This is a genomic window from Nakamurella sp. (assembly GCF_044224575.1).
Taxonomy (GTDB): Bacteria; Actinomycetota; Actinomycetes; order Mycobacteriales; family Nakamurellaceae; genus Nakamurella.
Map to the genome: position 1 here is coordinate 52,025 of NZ_JBGAKE010000026.1, position 19,952 is coordinate 71,976.

At 69.9% G+C, this 19,952-nt stretch carries 15 protein-coding genes; 6 read left to right on the forward strand and 9 right to left on the reverse strand.

Annotation, left to right across the window (positions count from 1 at the left end; translation table 11 throughout):
* Window positions 1-3: 3 nt before the first annotated feature.
* On the reverse strand, window positions 4-5,265 hold the full coding sequence (locus tag ACILSK_RS21940; protein WP_395729317.1) for a CHAT domain-containing protein: 5,262 nt from the start codon (window positions 5,263-5,265) through the stop codon (window positions 4-6).
* A gap of 359 nt (window positions 5,266-5,624) precedes the next feature.
* On the opposite strand from ACILSK_RS21940, the gene ACILSK_RS21945 reads away from it, so the two are divergent.
* Together ACILSK_RS21945 and ACILSK_RS21950 are read left to right on the forward strand one after the other, a co-directional pair.
* Window positions 5,625-6,089 carry a DUF6194 family protein gene (locus tag ACILSK_RS21945; RefSeq protein ID WP_395729318.1) on the forward strand — a complete coding sequence of 155 codons (465 nt, stop codon included), beginning with the start codon at window positions 5,625-5,627 and terminating at the stop codon, window positions 6,087-6,089.
* A gap of 126 nt (window positions 6,090-6,215) precedes the next feature.
* Window positions 6,216-6,704, forward strand: coding sequence for a hypothetical protein (locus ACILSK_RS21950; protein ID WP_395729319.1), 489 nt, complete (start codon window positions 6,216-6,218; stop codon window positions 6,702-6,704).
* Between the two features lie 179 nt (window positions 6,705-6,883).
* On the opposite strand, the gene ACILSK_RS21955 is transcribed toward ACILSK_RS21950, so the two are convergent.
* The 6 genes from ACILSK_RS21955 to ACILSK_RS21980 all read right to left on the reverse strand — a co-directional run bounded on the left by ACILSK_RS21955 (window position 6,884) and on the right by ACILSK_RS21980 (window position 14,539).
* Window positions 6,884-7,117: a ketohydroxyglutarate aldolase gene (locus tag ACILSK_RS21955; protein WP_395729320.1), complete on the reverse strand. Its 234-nt coding sequence runs from the start codon at window positions 7,115-7,117 to the stop codon at window positions 6,884-6,886.
* A gap of 90 nt (window positions 7,118-7,207) precedes the next feature.
* On the reverse strand, window positions 7,208-8,536 hold the full coding sequence (locus ACILSK_RS21960; RefSeq protein WP_395729339.1) for a S8 family serine peptidase: 1,329 nt from the start codon (window positions 8,534-8,536) through the stop codon (window positions 7,208-7,210).
* Between the two features lie 131 nt (window positions 8,537-8,667).
* Window positions 8,668-9,714 carry a zinc-binding dehydrogenase gene (locus tag ACILSK_RS21965; RefSeq protein WP_395729321.1) on the reverse strand — a complete coding sequence of 349 codons (1,047 nt, stop codon included), beginning with the start codon at window positions 9,712-9,714 and terminating at the stop codon, window positions 8,668-8,670.
* A 308-nt stretch (window positions 9,715-10,022) separates the two neighbouring features.
* The gene (locus ACILSK_RS21970) at window positions 10,023-11,738 is read right to left on the reverse strand and encodes a glycoside hydrolase family 13 protein (protein ID WP_395729322.1); all 1,716 of its coding nucleotides are present in this window, start codon (window positions 11,736-11,738) and stop codon (window positions 10,023-10,025) included.
* Between the two features lie 108 nt (window positions 11,739-11,846).
* Complete coding sequence (locus tag ACILSK_RS21975) at window positions 11,847-13,205, reverse strand: dipeptidase (protein ID WP_395729323.1); 1,359 nt, start codon at window positions 13,203-13,205, stop codon at window positions 11,847-11,849.
* 236 nt (window positions 13,206-13,441) lie between these two features.
* Window positions 13,442-14,539, reverse strand: a complete 1,098-nt coding sequence (locus ACILSK_RS21980; protein WP_395729324.1) for a LacI family DNA-binding transcriptional regulator — start codon at window positions 14,537-14,539, stop codon at window positions 13,442-13,444.
* A 296-nt stretch (window positions 14,540-14,835) separates the two neighbouring features.
* Here ACILSK_RS21980 and ACILSK_RS21985 point away from each other — a divergent pair, with 296 nt between their 5' ends.
* From ACILSK_RS21985 to ACILSK_RS22000, 4 genes are all read left to right on the forward strand, one after another.
* The gene (locus ACILSK_RS21985; RefSeq protein ID WP_395729325.1) at window positions 14,836-15,312 is read left to right on the forward strand and encodes an SRPBCC domain-containing protein; all 477 of its coding nucleotides are present in this window, start codon (window positions 14,836-14,838) and stop codon (window positions 15,310-15,312) included.
* A complete protein-coding gene (locus ACILSK_RS21990; protein WP_395729326.1) occupies window positions 15,309-16,682 on the forward strand; it encodes an MFS transporter in 1,374 nt (457 codons plus the stop codon). The genes ACILSK_RS21985 and ACILSK_RS21990 overlap by 4 nt, the downstream gene beginning before the upstream one ends.
* Window positions 16,683-16,691: 9 nt before the next feature.
* A complete protein-coding gene (locus ACILSK_RS21995; protein WP_395729327.1) occupies window positions 16,692-17,198 on the forward strand; it encodes a universal stress protein in 507 nt (168 codons plus the stop codon).
* Between the two features lie 537 nt (window positions 17,199-17,735).
* Window positions 17,736-18,080, forward strand: coding sequence for a hypothetical protein (locus tag ACILSK_RS22000; protein ID WP_395729328.1), 345 nt, complete (start codon window positions 17,736-17,738; stop codon window positions 18,078-18,080).
* Between the two features lie 24 nt (window positions 18,081-18,104).
* Here ACILSK_RS22000 and ACILSK_RS22005 read toward each other — a convergent pair whose 3' ends face one another.
* Together ACILSK_RS22005 and ACILSK_RS22010 are read right to left on the reverse strand one after the other, a co-directional pair.
* The gene (locus ACILSK_RS22005) at window positions 18,105-19,283 is read right to left on the reverse strand and encodes an alpha/beta hydrolase (RefSeq protein ID WP_395729329.1); all 1,179 of its coding nucleotides are present in this window, start codon (window positions 19,281-19,283) and stop codon (window positions 18,105-18,107) included.
* A 33-nt stretch (window positions 19,284-19,316) separates the two neighbouring features.
* Window positions 19,317-19,796, reverse strand: a complete 480-nt coding sequence (locus ACILSK_RS22010) for a YybH family protein (RefSeq protein WP_395729330.1) — start codon at window positions 19,794-19,796, stop codon at window positions 19,317-19,319.
* Window positions 19,797-19,952 lie beyond the last annotated feature (156 nt).

Genomic DNA, 19,952 nt, shown 5'->3' on the forward strand with positions numbered 1-19,952 from the left:
GAATCAGTCGTCCGGTGTCCAACTGTCAAGACGCGCACGCACGTCGACAAGGTCGGTTCTGATGGTCACGTCGGGCACCATCTCACCGACGAGGTCCAGGTGCTCGACGACGGTCACCCGTTCACGCCGGCTGGACCGCGTGAATGCCTCGCGGTAGGCGCCCTCGATGGCGTCCCGGTCCGCTTCGAAGGTGCCGCCGATCAGCGCCCGGGCGAATCGGGCGTCGGCGTCGGCCACCCGGGACCAGAAGTTGGATGACGTTTCCCGGCTGGCCGTGCTGACCGCCGCCCCGACGACCCGGTCAGCCCGATCCGCGTCGAACACCAGGCGCGGGTCGCGCTCGTGCACCAACCAACCCAGCAGCTCGGCGTTGACCGCCGGGTAGCGGTACCCCGGGTCGTCGGTCCGGTCGACGTACATCCCGGCGGCCTCCCGGTAGTCGTTACCCGCCCGCACCAGCGCATCGGTGACCGCGTCGGGGTCCTCCGGCGCAAGGCACAATGCCCGCCGGCGCAGTGTGCTGGCCCGAATCGCCAACCGCTCGGGGGTGCGTCCCACCTGGAGGAGCAGGTCCGCCGCGTCGAGCGCCCTGTCCATCGTCGACAGTGCGTCTGCTCGAACTTCGCCGTTCCGGACCATCTGCACGGCCCACTTGGCGCGGACGTTGGCCAGTTGCTCCAGCGCCTTGAGCGATCCCTCCGCGGACCAGTCGGTCCGCACCCGTTCGTAGGAACGCTCGGCCTTGGCGTACTCGGCGAGCTGGGCCCAGATGTCGCCGACCAGGATCCGGCCACTGCCGACGAGCCACTCCTCGGGCACCTGGGCGATCAATTGCTCCACGACGCCGGCCACCTCGGCGATCCGGGTGTCCGAGGTGGCCTGCGACGCCTCGTACAGCAGCCCGCTCAGCCGGTCCCGAAGTTCGCGCCGGGCCACCGGAGGGGTCGCGTCCGCCCGCTTCGCGGCCGCCGTCGACAACCGCCACGCCGGTTGGCCCCACACCTGATAGGCGCCCCAGGTGTTGGTGCGGCGGCCGAAACGGCGATGGATCAACTGGCGCGCCTTCAGCGAGGCGCGACCGAGATCGGCGCCGTCATCGAGACGGACGTAGAACTCCTCGGCGAACGTCCTTGCGGCGTCGTCGTCGACCGCCCAACCGGCGGCGACCACCGCCTGGACGCCGTTCTCGATGAGTTGCTGGGAGATGCTGGAGGCCAGCCGGTTCGGTCGGAAGGGTGCACCGCCGGGGGCCGGCGGATCACCGCGGTCCCCCTCGCCGAGGGCGCCCAGGTGGCAGCAGTTGAGGAAGACCAGATCCGGTGTGGCGCGCATCTGTGCGATCTCGAGCGCCCCCAGGTACGTGTCCGGACCGATCACCACCCCGCTCCGGGTCGGGTCGGCGTCGTAGTGGCCGTGGCCGGAGATGTGCACGACCCGGTAGTCGCGCCGGTACAGGGCATTGAGGATCTGGACGACGTGCGGCTCGGGATCGTCGGCGGAGGGAATCACCGCGATCACCTCGTAGCCCAGCCGGTCGAGGACCTGGGCGACGGCCAGAGCCTCCGCGCGGGCGGCCGGCAACCGGTTCAGGCCGGTACCGGACGGATCGCCGATCACCAGCGCCGCGTGCCCCGACGCCCGCCGGCTCAGCTCGGTGTAGGACGACGTTTCCAGGCGGCGCACCACCCCCACGTCGACGGCCAAGGGCTGGACCTGCTCGTTGCCGGTCCGGGTGGCCAGCATCTCCAGCGGGATGGCGCCGGACTGCCGGTCGACCAGCAGCATCAGGTTCTCGCTGCCGTAGCCCTGGAACTTCAACGAGTTCGGCACGAGCAGCTCGTACAGGGTGTTGAGGATCTGCGGATCGGGCGCATGGTTGCGGACCGCCTCGGCCACCACGGCGTCGATCAGCTTCCGTTGCCCGCGGTTGACCTGCTGCTCGGCCCGCGCGGTGCGGCCGACGCTGGTGAACGACAGCTCGGACAGTTCGTCGGCGGTGTCGGGTGTGGTGCTGCCTCCGGCCGTGACGATCCGAATCGTCCGCCACAGATCGGAGTCGTAGTAGTCCGGCGGGGGTAGTCCGGCGCGGCCCTGATTGCCGTCGATCAGCCGTCGCTCGACCACCAGCCGGTCGTCGTGCTCGTCCTGGTCGGGATCGACCAGTCGTGCGGCCGCCCGCACCGCGCTGATCGCCCGTTCCTCGTACAGCTCGACGATGCCGAGCTCCTCGACCAGGATCGGCGATCCGTGGTCGCGCAGCCGGCGGTTGGCCTGCCGCACGCCCTGCACGATCGCGGTCACCGAGTTCTCCACCGGCATCGGTGGGATCTGCGTCGCGCCAAGGAGTACCGAGGAGACCGACAGCGGCTCGACCGGCTGTCCGCGGACGGTGCCGTCCACCTTCTCGGCGGCAAGCTTGATGACGGCGCTGGTGATTCCGGCGGTCAGTTCCTTCGGATTCAGGTCGCCGGCATCGCCCAGGCCGACCACGACGACACCGCGGTCGCCCGTGAGGAAGACCTCGGACGTGCCGAGCCGACCCGGGTACTGGCCCCAGGCCAGCCGCCGGTCCAGCGCTCCGTCCAGGTAGTCGTCGGCGGCCCGCTCGGCCCCGCCGATGGGTGTCGCCTCCTGGTGCCCGACGATGGTCGTACCGCGCAACGTCTTGAGGTCGCCGTGCACGACGCGGACCCGCAGCGTGCTGACGGGTCCGCCGGCCCGCCGGCCACCACCCCACGCCGCCCGGACCAGGCTGCGGGTGGTCGGTATCAGCAGCTTCCCGCGCAGGTCCGGGAGGGCGGTCGGGGCGGTCGGGGCGGTCGGCGCGGTGGTCAGCAGGCGGGTGGGGGCGCGCCCGCCGAGCAGGTCGAGCACTGCCGCGGCGACGTCGTCGTCAGCGACCAGGTCCGCATGCGCCAGCGGGGCGTGCCAGCATCTGGGGCCGACAACCCCGCCCGTGTCGGGGTTGAAACCGTCCCCGCCGGTGTCGGCGAGGAACTGCCCGTCGTCGCGACCGGACACCGTCGAGGCCGCCGAGCCGAAGACGGCCGAGATCCCCGACCAGTTGCGCGGCATGATCTCCCGGCGGATCGTCGGACCGGCGCCGTCCGGCCGCAGCGAATCGAGCAACTGCCAGCTCGTGAACCAGGCGCCGACGTCCGCCGGTGTCGCCGCGCCGTCGAGCAGCGCCAACGAGGTGGACAACTCGTCGCGCCCGGCCAGCCGGGCGGCGATCAGCCAGCTGCCGTCCAGCGGCGGCCCGAGCAGCACGGCCCGCCCTCCAGCCGCCCGCCAGCGTTCCGCCACGTCGTCCGGTCCGGGTCCACGAGCCAACGCGGCCAGGGTGACCAGGGCGCCGGCCCCGTGCGCAACCAGGTGCGGGACGGACCCGGCGGACAGCCGGTCACGGATCTGCGTCCGCAGGCCGGCGGCCGACTCGGCGAGGCTCCGTCGTGGGTCGTACGGCCACCCGGAGACCGTGAAGCTCTCGCCGAGTGTCCCGGTCAGCGGGGAGTACTCGTCGACCAGCGCCCCTGCCCGCCCGACGCCGGTGATCGACTCCCGCAGGCCCTGGCGCACCATCTGCTCGACGACCGGCCAGCCGGTCTGCCCGTCGTTCTCAAGTGTCGATCCGAAGGCGTCCGGCACGAGGATGATCTCGCCACCGGGCGGCTTCGACGCGCTGCGCCGGATCCGTTGAGGCGGCAGATCGATCTCGAAGCCCTTGATCTCCGCGTGCGCAGCGCCGGAGAGCCACCGGAGCACCGACTCCCGGCTGTCCTGATTGGCGAAGTAGTGGGTGTGATCGACCGTCTTGCCCCGGAACGCCGCCTGCCGGCTGGTGGTGCGGGCCAGGCCGCCGTCCATCGAGCTGGTGGGCACGACCAGATCGTTGGCCTCCCCGTAGAACCGGTCGGCAACCCAGGTCACGAGCCGCCGGCCGACCCCGCTGCCCTGGATATCTCCGGCGATGTTGCCGAGCCCGTTGTCGGCCCCCGGCAGCGCCGACATCAGGGTGAGCAGTAGCGGCGCGCCCGGAATCTGCGCCTCCAGGCCGGGAATCACCCTCGGATCGGTGCGCTGGTCGAGGAACACGGCGAGAAACTTCTGCACGATGGCCGCGATCCCGGTCTCCCGGAGGACGGGGACCAGGTTGAACACGTTGAACAGGACGGTGGCGACCTTGTCCAGGCGGTCGGAGATCAGTGTCGTGCCGCGGGCCGGGCAGGCCACCCGGGCGAACCGTTCGACGGTGAGGCCGCGCCGCCGCACGATCTCCCGCAGTTCCGCCCAGGACGCCAGGTCCGGATGACCGGCCGGGTAGCGTCGCAGGTCCGGGTCCTGATGGGCGGCGTAGCAGAGCGCGTCGCCGACCAGGCCGCCACGGGAGTGGCTCGCCAGGTGCAGCCGGGATCCCTCGGGCACCATGGTGGCCGCCATGATCGCGTTCCGGATCGGGCTCAGGCTCAACGTCGCATGTTCCAGCGCAAGGATCCGGTCCGGGTACCGTCGCACGATCTCGACCCACTCGTTCGAGTCGCGGAGCTGCTGGAAGGCGCCTTCGGTGTGCGAGAAGGTTCCGTGCAGCAGCAGGAGATAGGGCCTGCTGTCGTCGCCCCGCAGGGGCGTGACGAGCCGGTTGACGGGTTCGAGCAGCAGGTCGGATCCGACGCGGTAGACGCCGCGCTCCTTGGCCTTGCGTCGGCGTTCGTCCGCGGGGGCGGAATCCGGGGCGGGTTCGTCGATCCACGCCGCGAGCCGGAGCGCGGCCTCCCGGGCGGCCGGGGTGAACAGCTGCTTGGGCAGCAGGCCGGCGATCATCCCGGCGCCGCGGTCGAGGAATTCGAGGTCGGGACCGGCCTCCCGAAGTGCGGTCGCCAGGGTTTCCCGGTCCTGGCCGACCCCCGGGGGAAGCGTCACGCCGAACCGCCGAATGACGCCGAGCCGGCCACCTTGCCCTCGGGTCGTCGACTCGAGGAAGGGGGTGATGTCGATCGTGCCGTCCACGCTCCGGGAAGTGTCACGCGCCTGGTCGGCCAGCTTGCCCGCTCGATGGAAGCTGACGATCCCGTCGGCATCCTCGATCTCGACGATGTCGGTCTCGTCGCCGTCCAGCGTGACCGGGACGCTCGCCGACCGGTCGACCCCCGCGACCTGGACCTGACCACGCCCGGTGTAACCGATCTCGGCCCCGTAGATGTCCCGCAGGCCGCCTGGATCGTCCTGTTCGATCTGTCGTCCACGCACCGCGAAGTCGACGCTCACGCTCCACCCCTGTTCGCCGCCTGTCGACCAGGATGCCCAGCCTGCCAGGATCGCCCGGTCTGCGCATTCGGAATAATCCGGAGATGCGGACGGCAATCGTCCCGCCGGCCCCGCATCAGCGGGGCGTGCGGACCGCCTTTGCCCCGCCGCCGGGAAGAATGCGCCCTTGTCGTCGGGGAGCGGGCGGCCGACGGCGTCCCGGGCCGGGCGGCCGGGCGAGGAGCCCGGTCGCGAGCCGGTCCGGTCGGCGTCAGGGACCGGGAGTGTGCCGGCCGGCTCGTGCCGTCGATTTCGACGGATGCGGCTGGCGCGCGGCCCGGTCGCTGTGACGACGGCGGTCCAGTGCGAAGCTGCCGGGTGTGACCATCGACGAGATCACCGAGTTCATCGAATCGCTCGGCGGCGTGCTGACCCTGCGGCCGGGGCCGGGTGACGGGTCACCGGAGCTTGCCTGGGGTGACCGGTTCTTCTACTACTCGCCGGCGGGTGTGCTGCCGACCGGTCAGCCATTCGCGACGATCGTCACCAAGGACTACCCCGACGAGCCGGCCGCCGGGTTGGACCGGCCCGGCGCCTTCCGGGTGAACATCGCCGCCGGGAAGGACGAGGTCCGGGCCCGGATCGGCCGGGATCCGCGCGCGCCTGCGGCGACGGCCGCGGACCCGGGCGTGCCGGACGTCGTCGCCGCGCACCCGACCTACGGTGCCCTCGGCTGGCTGGCGGTGGTCGACCCCGGCCCGGCCACCCGGTCCGATGTGCTGACCTTGCTGCGCCGCGCCCACGACGCGGCCCGGGCCCGGTACGAACGTCGTCATCTGGGCTGACCACTCGGCGGCTGCGAGGCAGCTGCTGGTCGGCCTTCAGCCGTTCTTCGGTGGGTCTTCAGCGGGTGGGCCGATTCTTTGATCTGTCAGCGAGAACGCGAGCACAGATCACGTCCAGGAGGACCCATGAGCACCACCACCACCGGATTCGCCCGCACCCTGGTCCGTCGCCTGGCCGGGATCATCGTGGCCACCGCCGCCCTGTTCCTGGGTTTCGCGGTCGCCGGCAACGCCGCCCCGGCGCACGCCGACACCGTCGCGGGCAGCACCGTGTTCGGGACCACGGTGGAGTGCGGCGGGGATTCGTTGGTGTTCACCACGACGTCGGACGCCGACAACGGCAGCTACGCCAAGATCTGGGTGTGGGACACCTCCACGCAGCAGTGGGTCACCGATGAGGTGTGGGTGGAGGCCGACTACTCCGCCTCGTTCAACGTGGCGGATCTGACGTTCGATCCCGGCTACTACATGGTGTACGTGCAGTACGCGCAGTGGAACGGTGACGACTTCGACTTCTCGGGCGAGTACATCAGCACCTACGAGCAGTACTACAGCTACTCCGACCACGAGGCCGAGTCGTTCTGCTACATGGGCAACGATCTGGCCGACTACTGATCGACCCGCCCCCTCGCGGCGAACCGTTCGTTCTGATCGTGCAGGCGCCGCCCGGCGCACCCGAATAGGCACCACGGCAACGCCCCGGCCCGGGAATTCCGGGCCGGGGCGTCGTCGTGCGTGACGGCGATCGGGTGGTGGGGGTCGGGTCCGCCGCAGGTGCCGCCCGGGGAAGTCGGCTACTGGATCTCGGAGCCGGGCGCAGGAAGTTGGTAAGTGCTGTCGCGGTCGACCGAGGCGACACCGGGAACCCGGCTCAGGGTCGATTCGGTGCCGGAGTCGACGGAGCCGGTGATGACACCGACCGCCGCCATCACCCGGTCCACCCGCATGCCGGTCTGTTCCAGGGAGCGGGCCACCGTCCCGATCGACCGCAGGTGCGTGTCGTCGACGGTCACGGTGACTTGAGTCATGGCTCCACTGTAGGACGTGCCGGCCCGACGCCGGAATGCCCGGACGTCGCTTCTGTCGAAGCGACGACCGGTCATCCGCGACCCGAGAGGCTATTGCGGGGCGAGCGCCAACCCGCCGCCGACGTCGACCGACGGCTGGAGCAGGCGCTGCGAGTCCTGCGCCAGGGTGGCCCACAGATCCCGGCCCCGGTAGCCGGTGACCTCGGCCCACAACGCGGCGATCCCGGCGACGTGCGGGGTTGCCATGCTGGTGCCGCTGATGGTCTTGTACCGGGTGGGCATCGGCCAGGACGAGTACACCTGGTAGCCGGGCGCGGCGATGTCGACCTGGCCGCCCCGAACGTCGGGCAGGGTGCGGGCGGAGAAGAACGCCATCTCCAGCTTCTGCTCGAGGGCGCCGACGGCCATGATGAACGGGCTGTTCGCCGGGGTGCCGACGAAGCCGAAGTTGCCCACCCGCCGGTCGGCGTTGTTGCCGGCCGCGGCGACGATCAGCGTGCCGGCGTCCAGGGCCCGCTTGCCGACCACCGTGTACGGGGGGTGGACGGACGCCACGTCGGCGCCGAGCGACATCGAGACGATGTGGCATTGGTTCTCGATCGCCCAGTTGATCCCGGCGATGATGCCGCCGTCCGAGCCGGAGCCGTTGTCCCCGAGAACCTTGCCGGCGAAGATCTCGGCGCCGTGGGCCACCCCGTAACGGGGTCCGGTGCCCGGCGACTTCGATCCACACGACGTGCCGATGCAGTGCGTGCCGTGGCCGTGCCCGTCCTGCACCGTCTCGCCGGCGACGAACGACTGGGTGGTGACCGTCCGACCCGCGAAGTCCGGGTGGCCGACGTCGAAGCCGGTATCCAGCACCGCAACCTTGATCCCGGCCCCCGACTGCGGCGACGTGGCCACCCCGGTGGCCTGCAGACCCCAGGTGAACTGGGCGTTGTCGGCGAACGGCGGCTTGGGCAGGGCAGCGGCGGCCTCGTCACCCGGGTGGTCCGTGGCGCCGAGGCGACCGGCCAGGTCGTTGACCCCGTCCCGATAGCCCTGGACGTAACCCGGGTCGGCCAGCACATGGTGGATGAGTTCGGGAGAGACGGACACGATGGCCCCGTCACCGGCCTCGGCGGTGCGCAACGCGCCGAGCTGGGACGGTTCGGCCGAGACCACTGCCACCCCGAGATTGTCGAACCATACCGCGTCGGACCCGGAGGTCCGGCCGAAATCGACGGCCTGCGCGGCGAAGTCACGCGAGTCGGCGACGTTGCCCAGGCCCGCCGTGGTGGCCAGCATCGCTCTGGCGTCGGCGCCATCGGCGAACACCACGATGAAACGGCCGGTGGTCGGCGCCGGTGCGCCGAACAGGGGGAGTCCCATCGGGTCGGTGTCGGGGAGTTCGGGGATCGGGGGAATGCTGGGCACCATCACGTCGCCGCCTTCGGGTCGGGGTGGGTCACGGTCTTCACATACAGAGGGCCGATGGTCGGCGTCCGAGACGTCGCCGGTCGGATTCGGTCGAATCTGGGCAATACTGCTCGAATTACCTCACTTCGCCTTCACGGTCGGACCATCACCTTGATCGCTCGCCGCTCGTCCATCGCGCGGTAGCCGGCCGCGATGTCGTCCAGGGGGACGGTGTCGGTGAAGATCGGCCCGGGGTCGAGGGCCCCGGACAGCACCTCGGGCAGCAGGTCCGGCAGGTAGGTGTGGGCCGGGGCGACGCCACCGCGGACGTTGACGTTGCGGCCGAACATCTTCCAGATCGGCAGCCCGTCCTTGACGTCGTGCGGCACGCCCACCCAGCCGACCGTCCCACCCGGTCGGACGAGCGCGAGCGCGGTGTCCCACGAGGCGGCCGTGCCGACGCACTCGCAGGCGCCGTCGGCGCCCTGGCCCTCGGTCAAGTCCCGGACGGCGGCCACCGCCTGATCACCCCGGGCGGCCACGACGTCGGTCGCGCCGAACCTGACCCCGATGTCGGCGCGGTCGGCGTGGGTGGACAGCAGGATCACCCGCTCGGCCCCGAGCCGGGAGGCGGCCAGCACCGCGCACAGGCCGACCGCGCCGTCACCGACCACCGCCACGGTGGCGCCCGGGCCGGCCCCGGCGGACAGCGCCGCGTGGTGTCCGGTGCCCATCACGTCGGACAACGAGAGCAACGCCGGGATCCGGGGGTCGTCCGGTTGGACGGGCGCGGCGACCAGGGTGCCATCGGCCATGGGAACCCGCGCGTACTGGCCCTGTCCGCCATCGACGAGCTGCCCGTCGCGGTCGGGGCCGCCCCAGCCCGTCCCGCGCACGCACGACGTCGGCCACCCGCTGCGGCACGGCGAGCAAACGCCGCAGGAGATGACGAACGGGGCGATCACCAGGTCCCCGGCCGTCACGGTGGCAACCTCGGCCCCGACCTGTTCGACCACGCCGAGGAATTCGTGGCCGATGCGCCCCCGCTTCTCGGTGAATCCGCGGTAGTGCCACAGGTCGGACCCGCAGATGCAGCTCGCGGTGATCCGCACCACCGCGTCGGTCGGGGTGAGCAGTGTCGGATCAGGAACCTCGTCGACGCGCAGGTCGCGCGGTCCGTACAGCACGGCAGCCTTCATGGGGCCCATCATGCGCGGCCGGTCCGACAGTCGCAGCGACGGGCGGTGCCGGTGGTGTTGCCGAGCGTGATCGGGCGGGAGGTCGTTCGTGGCGGGCCTGCGGAGGATCGGCCGGGCTGGGGCCGGTGGATGTTCCGCAGGTGGAGTGAGGCGGGGGTGCGGAGGGTCGGCCGGGCTGGGGCCGGTGGATGTTCCGCAGGCAGTTCGGGCGCCCGGCCCACGCACCCTGCGGGCGCCGGACACGACGAAGGCCGGGGTCACGCACTCGGCGCGACCCCGGCCTCGCGGCGCAGGACGATCAGATCAGGTCAGGACTGTGACTCGTTGAACACCTCGGTCAGCAACCAGACGGTGGTGTCGGCCGGCAGGGTGGTCGGGTCGGCCAGCTCCACCGAGCTCATCAGCAGCTCACCCTCGGGCATCGGCACGGCCTGGTTGCCGGTGTTCGCGACAATGGTGAGTTCGCCGTTGACGAACTGCAGCACGCCAGGCGCGGTCTCGATCCACTCGATCGTCCCGACGGCCAGCGCGAACGCGCGCCGGAACGCCAGCGCGGTGCGGTACATCTCCAGCGTCGATCCCTCGACCTCGTCCTGGCGGTCCCGGGCCAACGTGGCGTAGGAATCGGGCTGCGGGAGCCAGGTGGCGCCGCCCGGGCCGAAGCCCAGGCCGGGCTCGTCGGCCTCCCACGGCAGCGGGACGCGGCAACCGTCCCGACCGGCCTCGGTGTATTGCGAGCGCCACCAGGTCGGGTCCTGCCGCAGATCGTCGTCCAGCGCGGTGTGGTCGGGCAGGCCGAGTTCCTCACCCTGGTACATGTAGGCCGATCCGGGCAGGGACAGCATCAGCAGGGTCGCCGCCCGGGCCCGGCGCAGGCCGAGTTCGTGGTCGGGCTGCACGTCGCCGGCGCGGATGCCGTTGGGCCGGGGCCCGGCCGGCAGGCCGAGCCGCGAGACGTGCCGGACGACGTCGTGGTTGGACAGCACCCAGGTGGTCGGCGCGCCGACCTCCTCGTTCGCGGCGACCGACTTGTCGATGGTCGCGCGCAGGTGGGCGGCGTCCCACTCGCTCTCCAGGTAGCCGAAGTTGAACGCCTGGTGCATCTCGTCGTCGCGCACGTACCGGGCCAGCCGGTCCAGCGACGGCACCCACGCCTCGGCACACAGGATCCGGTCGGGGGAGTAGGTGTCCAGCAGCGCCCGCCAGCCCCGGTAGACCTCGTGCACCCGGTCCTGGTCCCACATCGGGCCGCTGAGGAAGAAGCCGTCGGTCTCCGCATCCTGGGCGGCCTGCTCGGCCGGCTCCTGATCGGGCAGGCCGGGGGCCTTGATCAGCGAGTGGGCGACGTCCACTCGGAACCCGTCGACGCCGCGGTCCAGCCAGAACCGCAGCACGTCCAGGAACTCGGCCCGGACCTCCGGGTTCTCCCAGTTCCAGTCGGGCTGCTTGGTGTCGAACAGGTGCAGGTACCACTGGCCGGGGGTGCCGTCGGCATTGGTGGTGCGGGTCCATGCCGGTCCGCGGAAGCAGGATTCCCAGTTGTTGGGCGGCAGCTCTCCGTTCTCGCCGCGGCCGTCCCGGAACATGTAGCGGTCGCGCTCGGGCGAGCCGGGGGCGGCGGCCAGCGCGGCCTGGAACCACTCGTGCTCGTCGGAGGAGTGGTTGGGCACCAGGTCGACGATCACCTTGAGGCCCAGACCGTGGGCCCGCTCCAGCATGGCGTCGAAGTCGGCCAGGGTGCCGAAAACCGGGTCGACGTCGCGGTAGTCGGCGACGTCGTAGCCGGCGTCGGCCTGCGGGGACTTGTAGAACGGGGACAGCCAGATCGCGTCGATCCCGAGCTCGGCCAGGGCCGGCAGCCGGTGCGTGATGCCGGGCAGGTCGCCGATGCCGTCGCCGTTGGAGTCGGCGAACGACCGCGGGTAGATCTGGTACACGACGGCGGTCCGTCGCCAATCGGGCCCCGGAGTTTCCAGGTCAGCGGTGAGCTCGGTGAAGGTCATGGCGGTTTCCTCGAGCGTCATCGAAGGCACCTCTCTGCACTGGTGGGCGGGGCCGGGTGGGCCGGGTAATACGGGCAATGACGCCGACCCGACAGAGAGGTTGATCGATTCAGACCAGTGTGGTGGGGATCACGACGACGCCGGTGAACCGGCGTATTCCTGCAGGAAGGCGGCCAGCACGACGGCCATGTTCTCGACCTCCGACGGATGCACGCTCTCGTTCGGCGCGTGGATCCGGCACTCCGGCTCGCACACCCCCAACAGCATGATCTCGGCGTCCGGGAACGTCTCCTGGAACACCGTGCACAGGGGGATCGAGCCACCCTGGCCCTGTGTCTCCAGGTCCCGGCCGTAGGCCGCGCGCATGGCCCGGCCCATCGACTCGAAGGCCGGGCCACCGAGGCTCCCGGCGAACGGCGCGCCGATCCCGCCGGGCTGGAAGCTCACCCGGGCACCCCAGGGGGTCGCCGCGGTGAGCTGGTCGATCAGCTTGGCCCGGGCGTCGGCCGGATCGGTGCCGGGCGGCACCCGCAGGTTCAGCCGGGCGCGGGCGGCCGGCTGGATGGCCGCGGACGAGCCGACGACGGGCGGGCAGTCGATGCCCAGGATGGTGACCACCGGTCGCGCCCACAGCATGTCGGCGACCGCTCCGTCGCCGAGCAGCTCGACGCCGTCCAGGATCTGGGCGTCGGCGCGGAACCGATCGGCCGGATAGTCGGCGCCGGCCCAGGTGCCGGTCGCGTCCAGACCGTCGATGGTGGTGTTCCCGGCGTCGTCGCGCAGCGTGCCGAGCATCTTCACCAGCGCGGCCAGCGCGTCCGGGGCCGGCCCGCCGAACATGCCCGAGTGCAGCACCGAGCGGGCCGTCTCGACGGTGACGACGAGGTCGGCGACCCCGCGCAGGGCGGTGGTCAGGGTGGGCCGGCCGACGGCGACGTTGCCGCTGTCCAGCACCAGGATCGCGTCGGCGCGGAGCAGGTCGGGGTGGTGGGGCACGAAGTCCTCCAGGCCGCCGGTGCCCTGCTCCTCCGAGCCCTCGCCGACGATCCGGACCGTGACCGGCAGGTCGCCCCCGTTCTCCGCGGCCAGCGCCCGCAGGGCGGTGAGCACGACGGCGATGCTGCCCTTGTCGTCCGCGGTACCGCGGCCGAACCAGCGGCCGTCCCGCTCCACCAGCTCCCACGGCGGGCTGAGCCAGGCCGCGTCGTCCAGCGGCGGCTGCACGTCGTGGTGGAAATAGAGCAGGACGGTCGGGGCGCCCGGCGGACCCGGCCGGACACCGGTCACCGCTTTCGACCCGTCCGCCGTGACGTGCGCCGTCACGTCGGACAGGCCGGCGTCGGTGAACGCGCCGACCAGCCAGTCGACCATGGCGTCGCAGCCCGCGACGGGGAACTGGGCGGCGTCGTGCACCGATCGGAACGTCACCATCTCGGCCAGGTCGGCCCGAGCCTGCGGCATCAGGTCGCGAATTCGCTCACGCAGCATCGAGCCAACCTATGCCAACCCGGCCCAACCGGACCGGACTTGGCGGGCACGGTCGCCGGCACGTCGGCCGGAGGCCGGGTCGACCGGGCTCGACCGCAGCGGGGGTTGTCACGCCGGCGTCGGCGTTGCGGTCCCACAAGCTGGTGGATTGCAGCCCTGGCCGAAGCCTGGCCCGACCCGGCATTCCAACCGGCTGTTGGACGAATGTCCTGGGGTCAGGTCACCGTCTGCGCAAACTAGCCGGTACTCGATGTCGGACGATGTCCCGCCCGCCGGCGTGATGCCGATCGGTTGTCGGCGGGAGGCGCTGTCGTCCCGCGCAGGACGAGGCTGGTGGGCAACTTCACCGCTTCGTCGGATGGCACCGGCTCGCCCTGCAGGATCTGTAACAACAACCGGGCCGCGACCTCACCCTGGTCGGCCACGTTCTGCGCGACGGTGGTCAGGTCCACCATCGGGGCCATCTCATGATCGTCGACGCCAATGACCGAGACATCACCCGGCACGTCGAGGCCGGAGCGGCGAAGCGCCCACAGCGCACCGATCGCGAGTTCGTCGTACTCGGCGAAGACCGCGCTCGGCATGACAGGTCCGGCCAGCAGCTGGGTCATCGCCGACGCGCCCCCCTCGAGGCCATGTGGTCCGGCTACCACGAGGCGATCGTCGACCTGCTGTCCCGCGGCCTGCAGAGCACGTTCATACCCGCGCCGCCGTTCTCCCGAGGACACGAAGTCGAAGCGTGGGTCCGCCTCGCCGGCGATGAATCCGATTCGCCGATGTCGAAGGTGCAGGAGGTGGTTGACCGCGCTGCCGGCGGCGGCTGCCTCGTCGATCCCGACCGACGGAGAGCCGGGGATGGACGTCCCGACGCTGACCAGCGGGATGTCCAGCGCGCGAAGCGCGAGGGTGTGTTCCTCGGTCAGCGGCATGGACAGCGTGAGGATGCCGTCCACCCGGGAATCCAGCGGCATCTGCTCGAAGAAGTGGTCCCTGACCTCGGCGTTGCCCAGGTGATGGAGCATGACGTCGTAGCCGTGGATGCGGAGGAAATCGACGGCGCCGGCGGTGACGGTGCTGAAGAACCAACGCGTAATGAACGGCACGACGACGGCGATGGCCCGTTGCGGCCCGACGGCCGGCCCGGGGGCCCGTAAGGACGGAACGTAGGACAGTTCGCGGGCAGCGTCCAACACCCGCTGGCGCGTTTCCGGGGCGACCTTGGCCAGGCCCCGGAGCGATCGGGACACCGTGGCGGGGGACACTCCGGCGCGCTCGGCGACCGCCACGATATTCACCCGGGTGTCGGGTGCACGTCCCTCGGATTCGTCACCCACAGGTACAGCGTAGCCAAGCTTGCCCGGCGTTGCCCCCACTTGGCGCAGAACCAGCATGAAACGTTGCCGCCCCGACCGGTGACCGTCGTCAGAGCCGAACTTCCTACTGCTGCGCAGAAACCCGGTCCCACATTCCAGTCGTCTTGCGGACACCCGTGGCGGATGCCACACTCCCGGTGCAACATTTCCTTAGCTTGCCCGGTCATGTCACCTCGTTTCACAGCTCTGGGGGTCCTCGACCTCCGAGCCCTGCGGGCGACCCATGCCGAGCCCTGTCTGTGCGAGGTGAAACGCCGATGACGGCGAACGTGATCGTCACTGTGGAACGGGAATTCGATATCCCGCGCCCCCAAGTGTTCCGAGCGTGGACCGTGCCGGCCGAGTTGGCCCAGTGGCGTGGATCCCCCGGCTGGCACGTCGAGACGGAATCCCTGTCCGGCGACGCGCGACCCGGGGGTCGGCACCACCACGTCAAGGTCCGCGAATCGGACAACCATCGAGTGGTGACCGATGGGGTCTATACCGAATTCTTCGAACCGGACGTCTTCGTGTCGAGCGAGCGGATCTCGGGCGACCCGGGGATCGATCCCAACCGGCCCCTGGAGCTGCGGGTGGAGTTCACCAAGATGGGACGCAACGACACGCTGGTCCGGATCATCCAAGGCCCCTACGAACCCGATGTCGCCGGCTGGCACGGGGAGGGCTGGGAGAAGGAACTGAACCGGCTCGCGGCCTATCTCGACCGCACCGGCGGACAGGAGACGATCCGATGAGCGAGGTCGCCAAATCTACTAATTTGCAACATATGTCGGTCGTCCGCACCAAACCGCTGATGACCATGCGGCAGATTCTGATCATGAATCTGGGCTTCTTCGGAATCCAGTACAGCTTCGGACTGCAGCAGACCGCCGTCAACCCGGTCTACGAATTCCTGGGTGCGAACCCGCACGACCTGCCGATCCTGAACCTGGCGGGCCCGATCACCGGTCTGCTCATCCAGCCGTTGATCGGCGCACTGTCGGATCGAACCTGGAGCCCGCGTTGGGGACGCCGGAAACCGTTCTTCCTGGTCGGCGCCATCGGTTGCAGCCTCTGCCTCTTCCTCTTCCCGTTCGTCACCGCGGTGTGGATGGCGGTCATTCTCCTCTGGCTCCTGGACGCCAGCAACAACACCGCCATGGAGCCGTACCGCGCCTTCATCGCCGACAAGCTGCCGCCGTCCCAGCTGGGCAAGGGCTTCCTGGCCCAGTCCTTCTTCACCGGCCTGGGCATCACGCTGGCCAACATCTCGCTCTTCGTGTTCCAGAAGTTCATCACCGGGGCCACCGAGGCGGGCATTCCGTACTGGGTGGTCGGCTCGTTCATGCTCGGCGCGGTGTGCTCCATCGGCACGGTCCTGGTCTCGGTGCTGCGGACCAAGGAGATCCCGCCCAGTCCGGAAGAACTCGCGGCCCTGCGGTCCAAGAAGGGTGGCTTTGGCCCGGCGGTCAAGGAGATCGGCGAAGCGATCCGCGACATGCCGCCGCAATTCCGCAAGCTCGCGCTGGTCTACTTCTTCCAGTGGTACGGGATGGTGTGCTACTGGCAGTTCATCGCTCTGTCCATCGCCAAGTCATCCTTCCCCGACACCCCGGAGGGTAAGGAAGAGGCCGTTGCGTGGACCGGCCTGGTCAACGGCTGGTACAACATCGTGACCTTCTGCGTGGCATTCTCGCTGGTGGCCTTCGCCAAGAAGCGCGGCGCCAAGACCGTGCACTGCGTCTGCCTGCTGCTGGCCGCGGTCGGGTTGATGATCGTGCCGTCGATCTCGAACCAGTATCTGATCTTCATCCCGATTATCGGTCTGGGCATCGCGTGGGCCTCGATCATGGGCGTGCCGTACATCATGGCGGTCCGCATGATCCCGTCCACCCGATTCGGGGTGTACATGGGCATCATCAACATGATGATCGTCATCCCGATGCTCATCCAATCCCTGACGTTCGGCTGGATCTACGAGAACTTCCTCGGCGACAATCCGAACAATGCGATCCGTTTCGCTGCAGTGTTTCTCGGCATCGCAGGTGTGCTGATGCTGTGGATCAAGGAACCGCCGATCGTCCGGGACGTCGACGACGTCGCGTACCTCCCGGCCGGGCACTGAGGAGAAGCCATGCCGATGAAGGACTACCGCACCATTGTCGTCGGAACCGACGGATCGTCCCTGGCCGATCCCACTGTCGGGCGAGCCGCCTGGCTGGCCAAGCACAACGATGCCGATCTGGTGATCATCTGTGCCTATGCCCAGATGTCGCGCCGGACCGAGGCGAAGAACATCGTCACCCTGGGCGGGGACAGCCGGACGGGCCAGGTGCTCGGGCGAGAGGCCGCGTCCAAGGCGATGGCCGACGCCATCGCGGTTGCCGCCGCCGAAGGCGCCACCGTCGTTGCGGCGTTGCTGATCGATGGCGACCCGTCCACCGCGCTGGTCGTCACGGCCGAGGAGCGTAGCGCCGACCTGATCGTCCTGGGCGCCGTCCACGACCGCACCCTCGCCGACCGGGTCCTCGGCTGGACCGCCACCGAGGTCACCAAGCGAGCACGGTGCGACGTCCTGATCGTTCGGCCGGCGGACAACGTCGGCGAGCTGCCGGTGCCCGAGGACGGGCCCGAGGTTTAGGCGGGATCGCCTGGGGCTTCCTTCCGCCCCGGCCCGTGGTCGGCCGGCTGCGGAGGACCCGACCGCGCTCGGTGTCTCGGAGACCTGGTCCGGGGCACCGAGCGTGACCCACGTTGCGCCGGGCCGACCACGGCCGCTGTGGCGCCGAATGTGGACGATCGGCGTGGCCGGCCATCGCCGGGGTGGCCGGACGATCGTCGGTGTACCCCATGCGAATCACCCGGGAACTGAACCGGCCCGACTCTGGTGGAGGCCCTCAATCCAGAGAGGATGGGAGTCGTGGGGGCACCGCGACCACAAGATCAAGTAGACCCGGCGGCGCCGGTCACGGTGGCTGTTGAGTACATCGACGGTCACCGCGACCGTGTCGTGGAGGGTTCCCCGCTCGAGGTCGAGCAGCTCGACCTCGGCGTGGCCATCAATTTGTGCATCGAACGACCAGCTTGTTGCGCGGTCGACGGATGGTGATCTCAGTCGGCGGACCGTGTGGTGTGGCAGGCTGGACAGCCAGGGAACGACGGCGTCCGGAGGCAGCAGATGGTCAGCGATCAGCCACCATCCCACTTGCTGCGACCCTTCGCCCGGGTCGTGACCGAAGAGATGGCTCGCGATCGCGAGGCCGCGGGCGTTCCGAACTGGGCTGGCCGGTTGCTCAGCGAGGTGCTGGAAGAGACTGGAGGCCAATACGAAATGGTCTTGGACGGTTTCCCGGACCGCGTCCTGGCTGACTTGCAACGTCAGATCCACGTGGATGACGACCCGATCGCTCGTCGGGTCCTCGAAACCGGCCGTCTCGTCGTCTCATTCGAGAACGTGCGGGGACTCGATCCCGCAACCACGCGCGTTGCTCTCGGCTTCGGCTTCGGCTGCTGCTGCGGGTAGGCAGCGGTCTGGTAGTCCTGCTCGTCAGGAGCGGACGACTGAGTTCTGCTGGCTCAGGACGTCCGCGATCCACGGGTACACGGTGCTCTCCCAGACCTTTTGGCCCAGGCCGGCGCAGTGCCCGCCGGCGCCTTGGGCGCGGGTGAGGTGCACGAGAGTGACCGGGGCGGTCATGGCATCGGCCAGGGCCTGGCCGTTGCCACCGGCGAAGTCGCCTTCGCACTCGATGATCAGGGTCGGGCAGCTGATCTTGTCGGCGACGTCGATCATGGTGAAACTGCGCAGTTCGGCCAGGTAGTCGCCCAGGGTGGCGCATCCGTGGGTGGCCATCCGGGATCCGAGAAATTCGGCCCGATCGTCGGACAGTTTCATCTGCAAGGCACCGACCGGGCCGGCGACCTTGCCGATGATTCCGCCGGGGATGTGCGCGGCCAGGTCGGGTTGGGCGGGGTCGCACACCAGCGCGGCGATCCGGTGATCGTGGGCCGCGGCCTGCGGCGCGAGGTAGCCGGCCATCGACCGCCCGAAGAGCACCAGGGCGGCCGGGTCGACCTGCGGGAGCTGCAGCGCGGCGTCCAGGACCGGGCTGAGGACGGCGGCGAAGTCGGGGCGGAAGTACATCCGGTCGCGGTAGAGGGATGCGCCTTGGCCCGGGCCTTCGAAGGTGACGGCGTTGTAGCCGTAGTCCAGGGCGGCCGCGATGTAGGCGTAACCCTCCTCGGCGGTGGAGTCGTAGCCGGCGGGCATGATCACGGTGGGCCGAACTGCACCACTGTCATCGGGGGCGAAGAAGTACGCGGTCAGTTCATGGTTCTCGAACGGCACGGACAGCTGTTCGGTGTGCCAGGTCAGCAGCGGGAGGGCGGCCCGGAAGGCGTCGACGTGGGCTTGGTAGGCGGCGAGCAGCCGCGGGTCGTCGAGGTTGTGGCGCAGGAAGAAGTAGGACTGCCGGTGGTATTCGCTGGCTCGCAGCAGCGCGTCCCGGCGGCCGGCCGGTTGGTCCGTGGCTGTGGCCTGCTCCTCGGCGACGGCGGCGCGCGCGGACCAGGCGTCGTACCAGCTGTCCGGGGTGGGCTTGCCGACCTGCGCAGCGGCGGCGAACGCCTCGCCGAGGTCGGCCATGCCGGCGTAGACCGCACCGAGAGTGCGCTCGAGCTGCCCGTCGTACAGCTCGTTGCTGAAGAACAGGTGGTGGGTGGTCATCGTCTCTCCGAAATGTGTGGTGGTGGCGGTTGCTCAGGAGTGGTTGATGTAGGACTGGTCGGTCCGGGAGTCGGAGTAGATCTCGGACACGATCAGCCACCGCCCGTCGCTGCGCCGGGCCAGGACGTGCACCGAATGGTTGTCCCGCAATGAGATCTCCTGGCCACCGACCAGCAGCTGACCGGTGACCTGCAGCGCGGTGGACACCACGACCACGTCCTGGGTGACCTTCCGCAGATGGCTGGTTGGCGGGGCGACGAGTTGCCCGGCGTCGAAATTCGCGTCGCTGAACAGGCCGCGCAGGTAGGCCACGATCTCGGCGTTGCCCTTCTTGACGCTCCCGAAGGCATTCACCCAGTCGGCGTCGTCGCTGTAGATGCCATCGAGCAGATCCGCGTCCCGTTCAGCGAACCCGCGCATCAACCGGCCGAGGGTAGCGGCGATGGCGGCCTGGTCCGGGACGGGCAGGTCGGCGAGGCCGGGCAGGGCGGGCGGAGTGGGGCTGGCATTCATGATCAGAGAACATCCCGTCTGGAGGTGGTCACATCGACTTGGCCTACTCTGCCGGGCTGACAGCGACAGAACATCCGTCACGACACAGAGATTTGCGCAGGTATCGGCGCATCGCCATGACCGCTGGCCGGCCGGCGACCCACCCGGGTTCCGCGG

Excerpts from the sequence above, each read along its gene's own strand:
- ACILSK_RS21970 (WP_395729322.1), bottom strand. The coding sequence starts at position 11,738 with ATGACGCTCGAGGAAACCGCCATGACCTTCACCGAGCTCACCGCTGAC.
- ACILSK_RS22010 (WP_395729330.1), bottom strand. The coding sequence starts at position 19,796 with ATGAATGCCAGCCCCACTCCGCCCGCCCTGCCCGGCCTCGCCGACCTG.
- ACILSK_RS21975 (WP_395729323.1), bottom strand. The coding sequence starts at position 13,205 with ATGCTGCGTGAGCGAATTCGCGACCTGATGCCGCAGGCTCGGGCCGAC.
- ACILSK_RS22000 (WP_395729328.1), top strand. The coding sequence starts at position 17,736 with ATGGTCAGCGATCAGCCACCATCCCACTTGCTGCGACCCTTCGCCCGG.
- ACILSK_RS22005 (WP_395729329.1), bottom strand. The coding sequence starts at position 19,283 with ATGACCACCCACCACCTGTTCTTCAGCAACGAGCTGTACGACGGGCAG.
- ACILSK_RS21985 (WP_395729325.1), top strand. The coding sequence starts at position 14,836 with ATGACGGCGAACGTGATCGTCACTGTGGAACGGGAATTCGATATCCCG.
- ACILSK_RS21955 (WP_395729320.1), bottom strand. The coding sequence starts at position 7,117 with ATGACTCAAGTCACCGTGACCGTCGACGACACGCACCTGCGGTCGATC.
- ACILSK_RS21950 (WP_395729319.1), top strand. The coding sequence starts at position 6,216 with ATGAGCACCACCACCACCGGATTCGCCCGCACCCTGGTCCGTCGCCTG.
- ACILSK_RS21995 (WP_395729327.1), top strand. The coding sequence starts at position 16,692 with ATGCCGATGAAGGACTACCGCACCATTGTCGTCGGAACCGACGGATCG.
- ACILSK_RS21965 (WP_395729321.1), bottom strand. The coding sequence starts at position 9,714 with ATGAAGGCTGCCGTGCTGTACGGACCGCGCGACCTGCGCGTCGACGAG.
- ACILSK_RS21990 (WP_395729326.1), top strand. The coding sequence starts at position 15,309 with ATGAGCGAGGTCGCCAAATCTACTAATTTGCAACATATGTCGGTCGTC.
- ACILSK_RS21960 (WP_395729339.1), bottom strand. The coding sequence starts at position 8,536 with ATGGTGCCCAGCATTCCCCCGATCCCCGAACTCCCCGACACCGACCCG.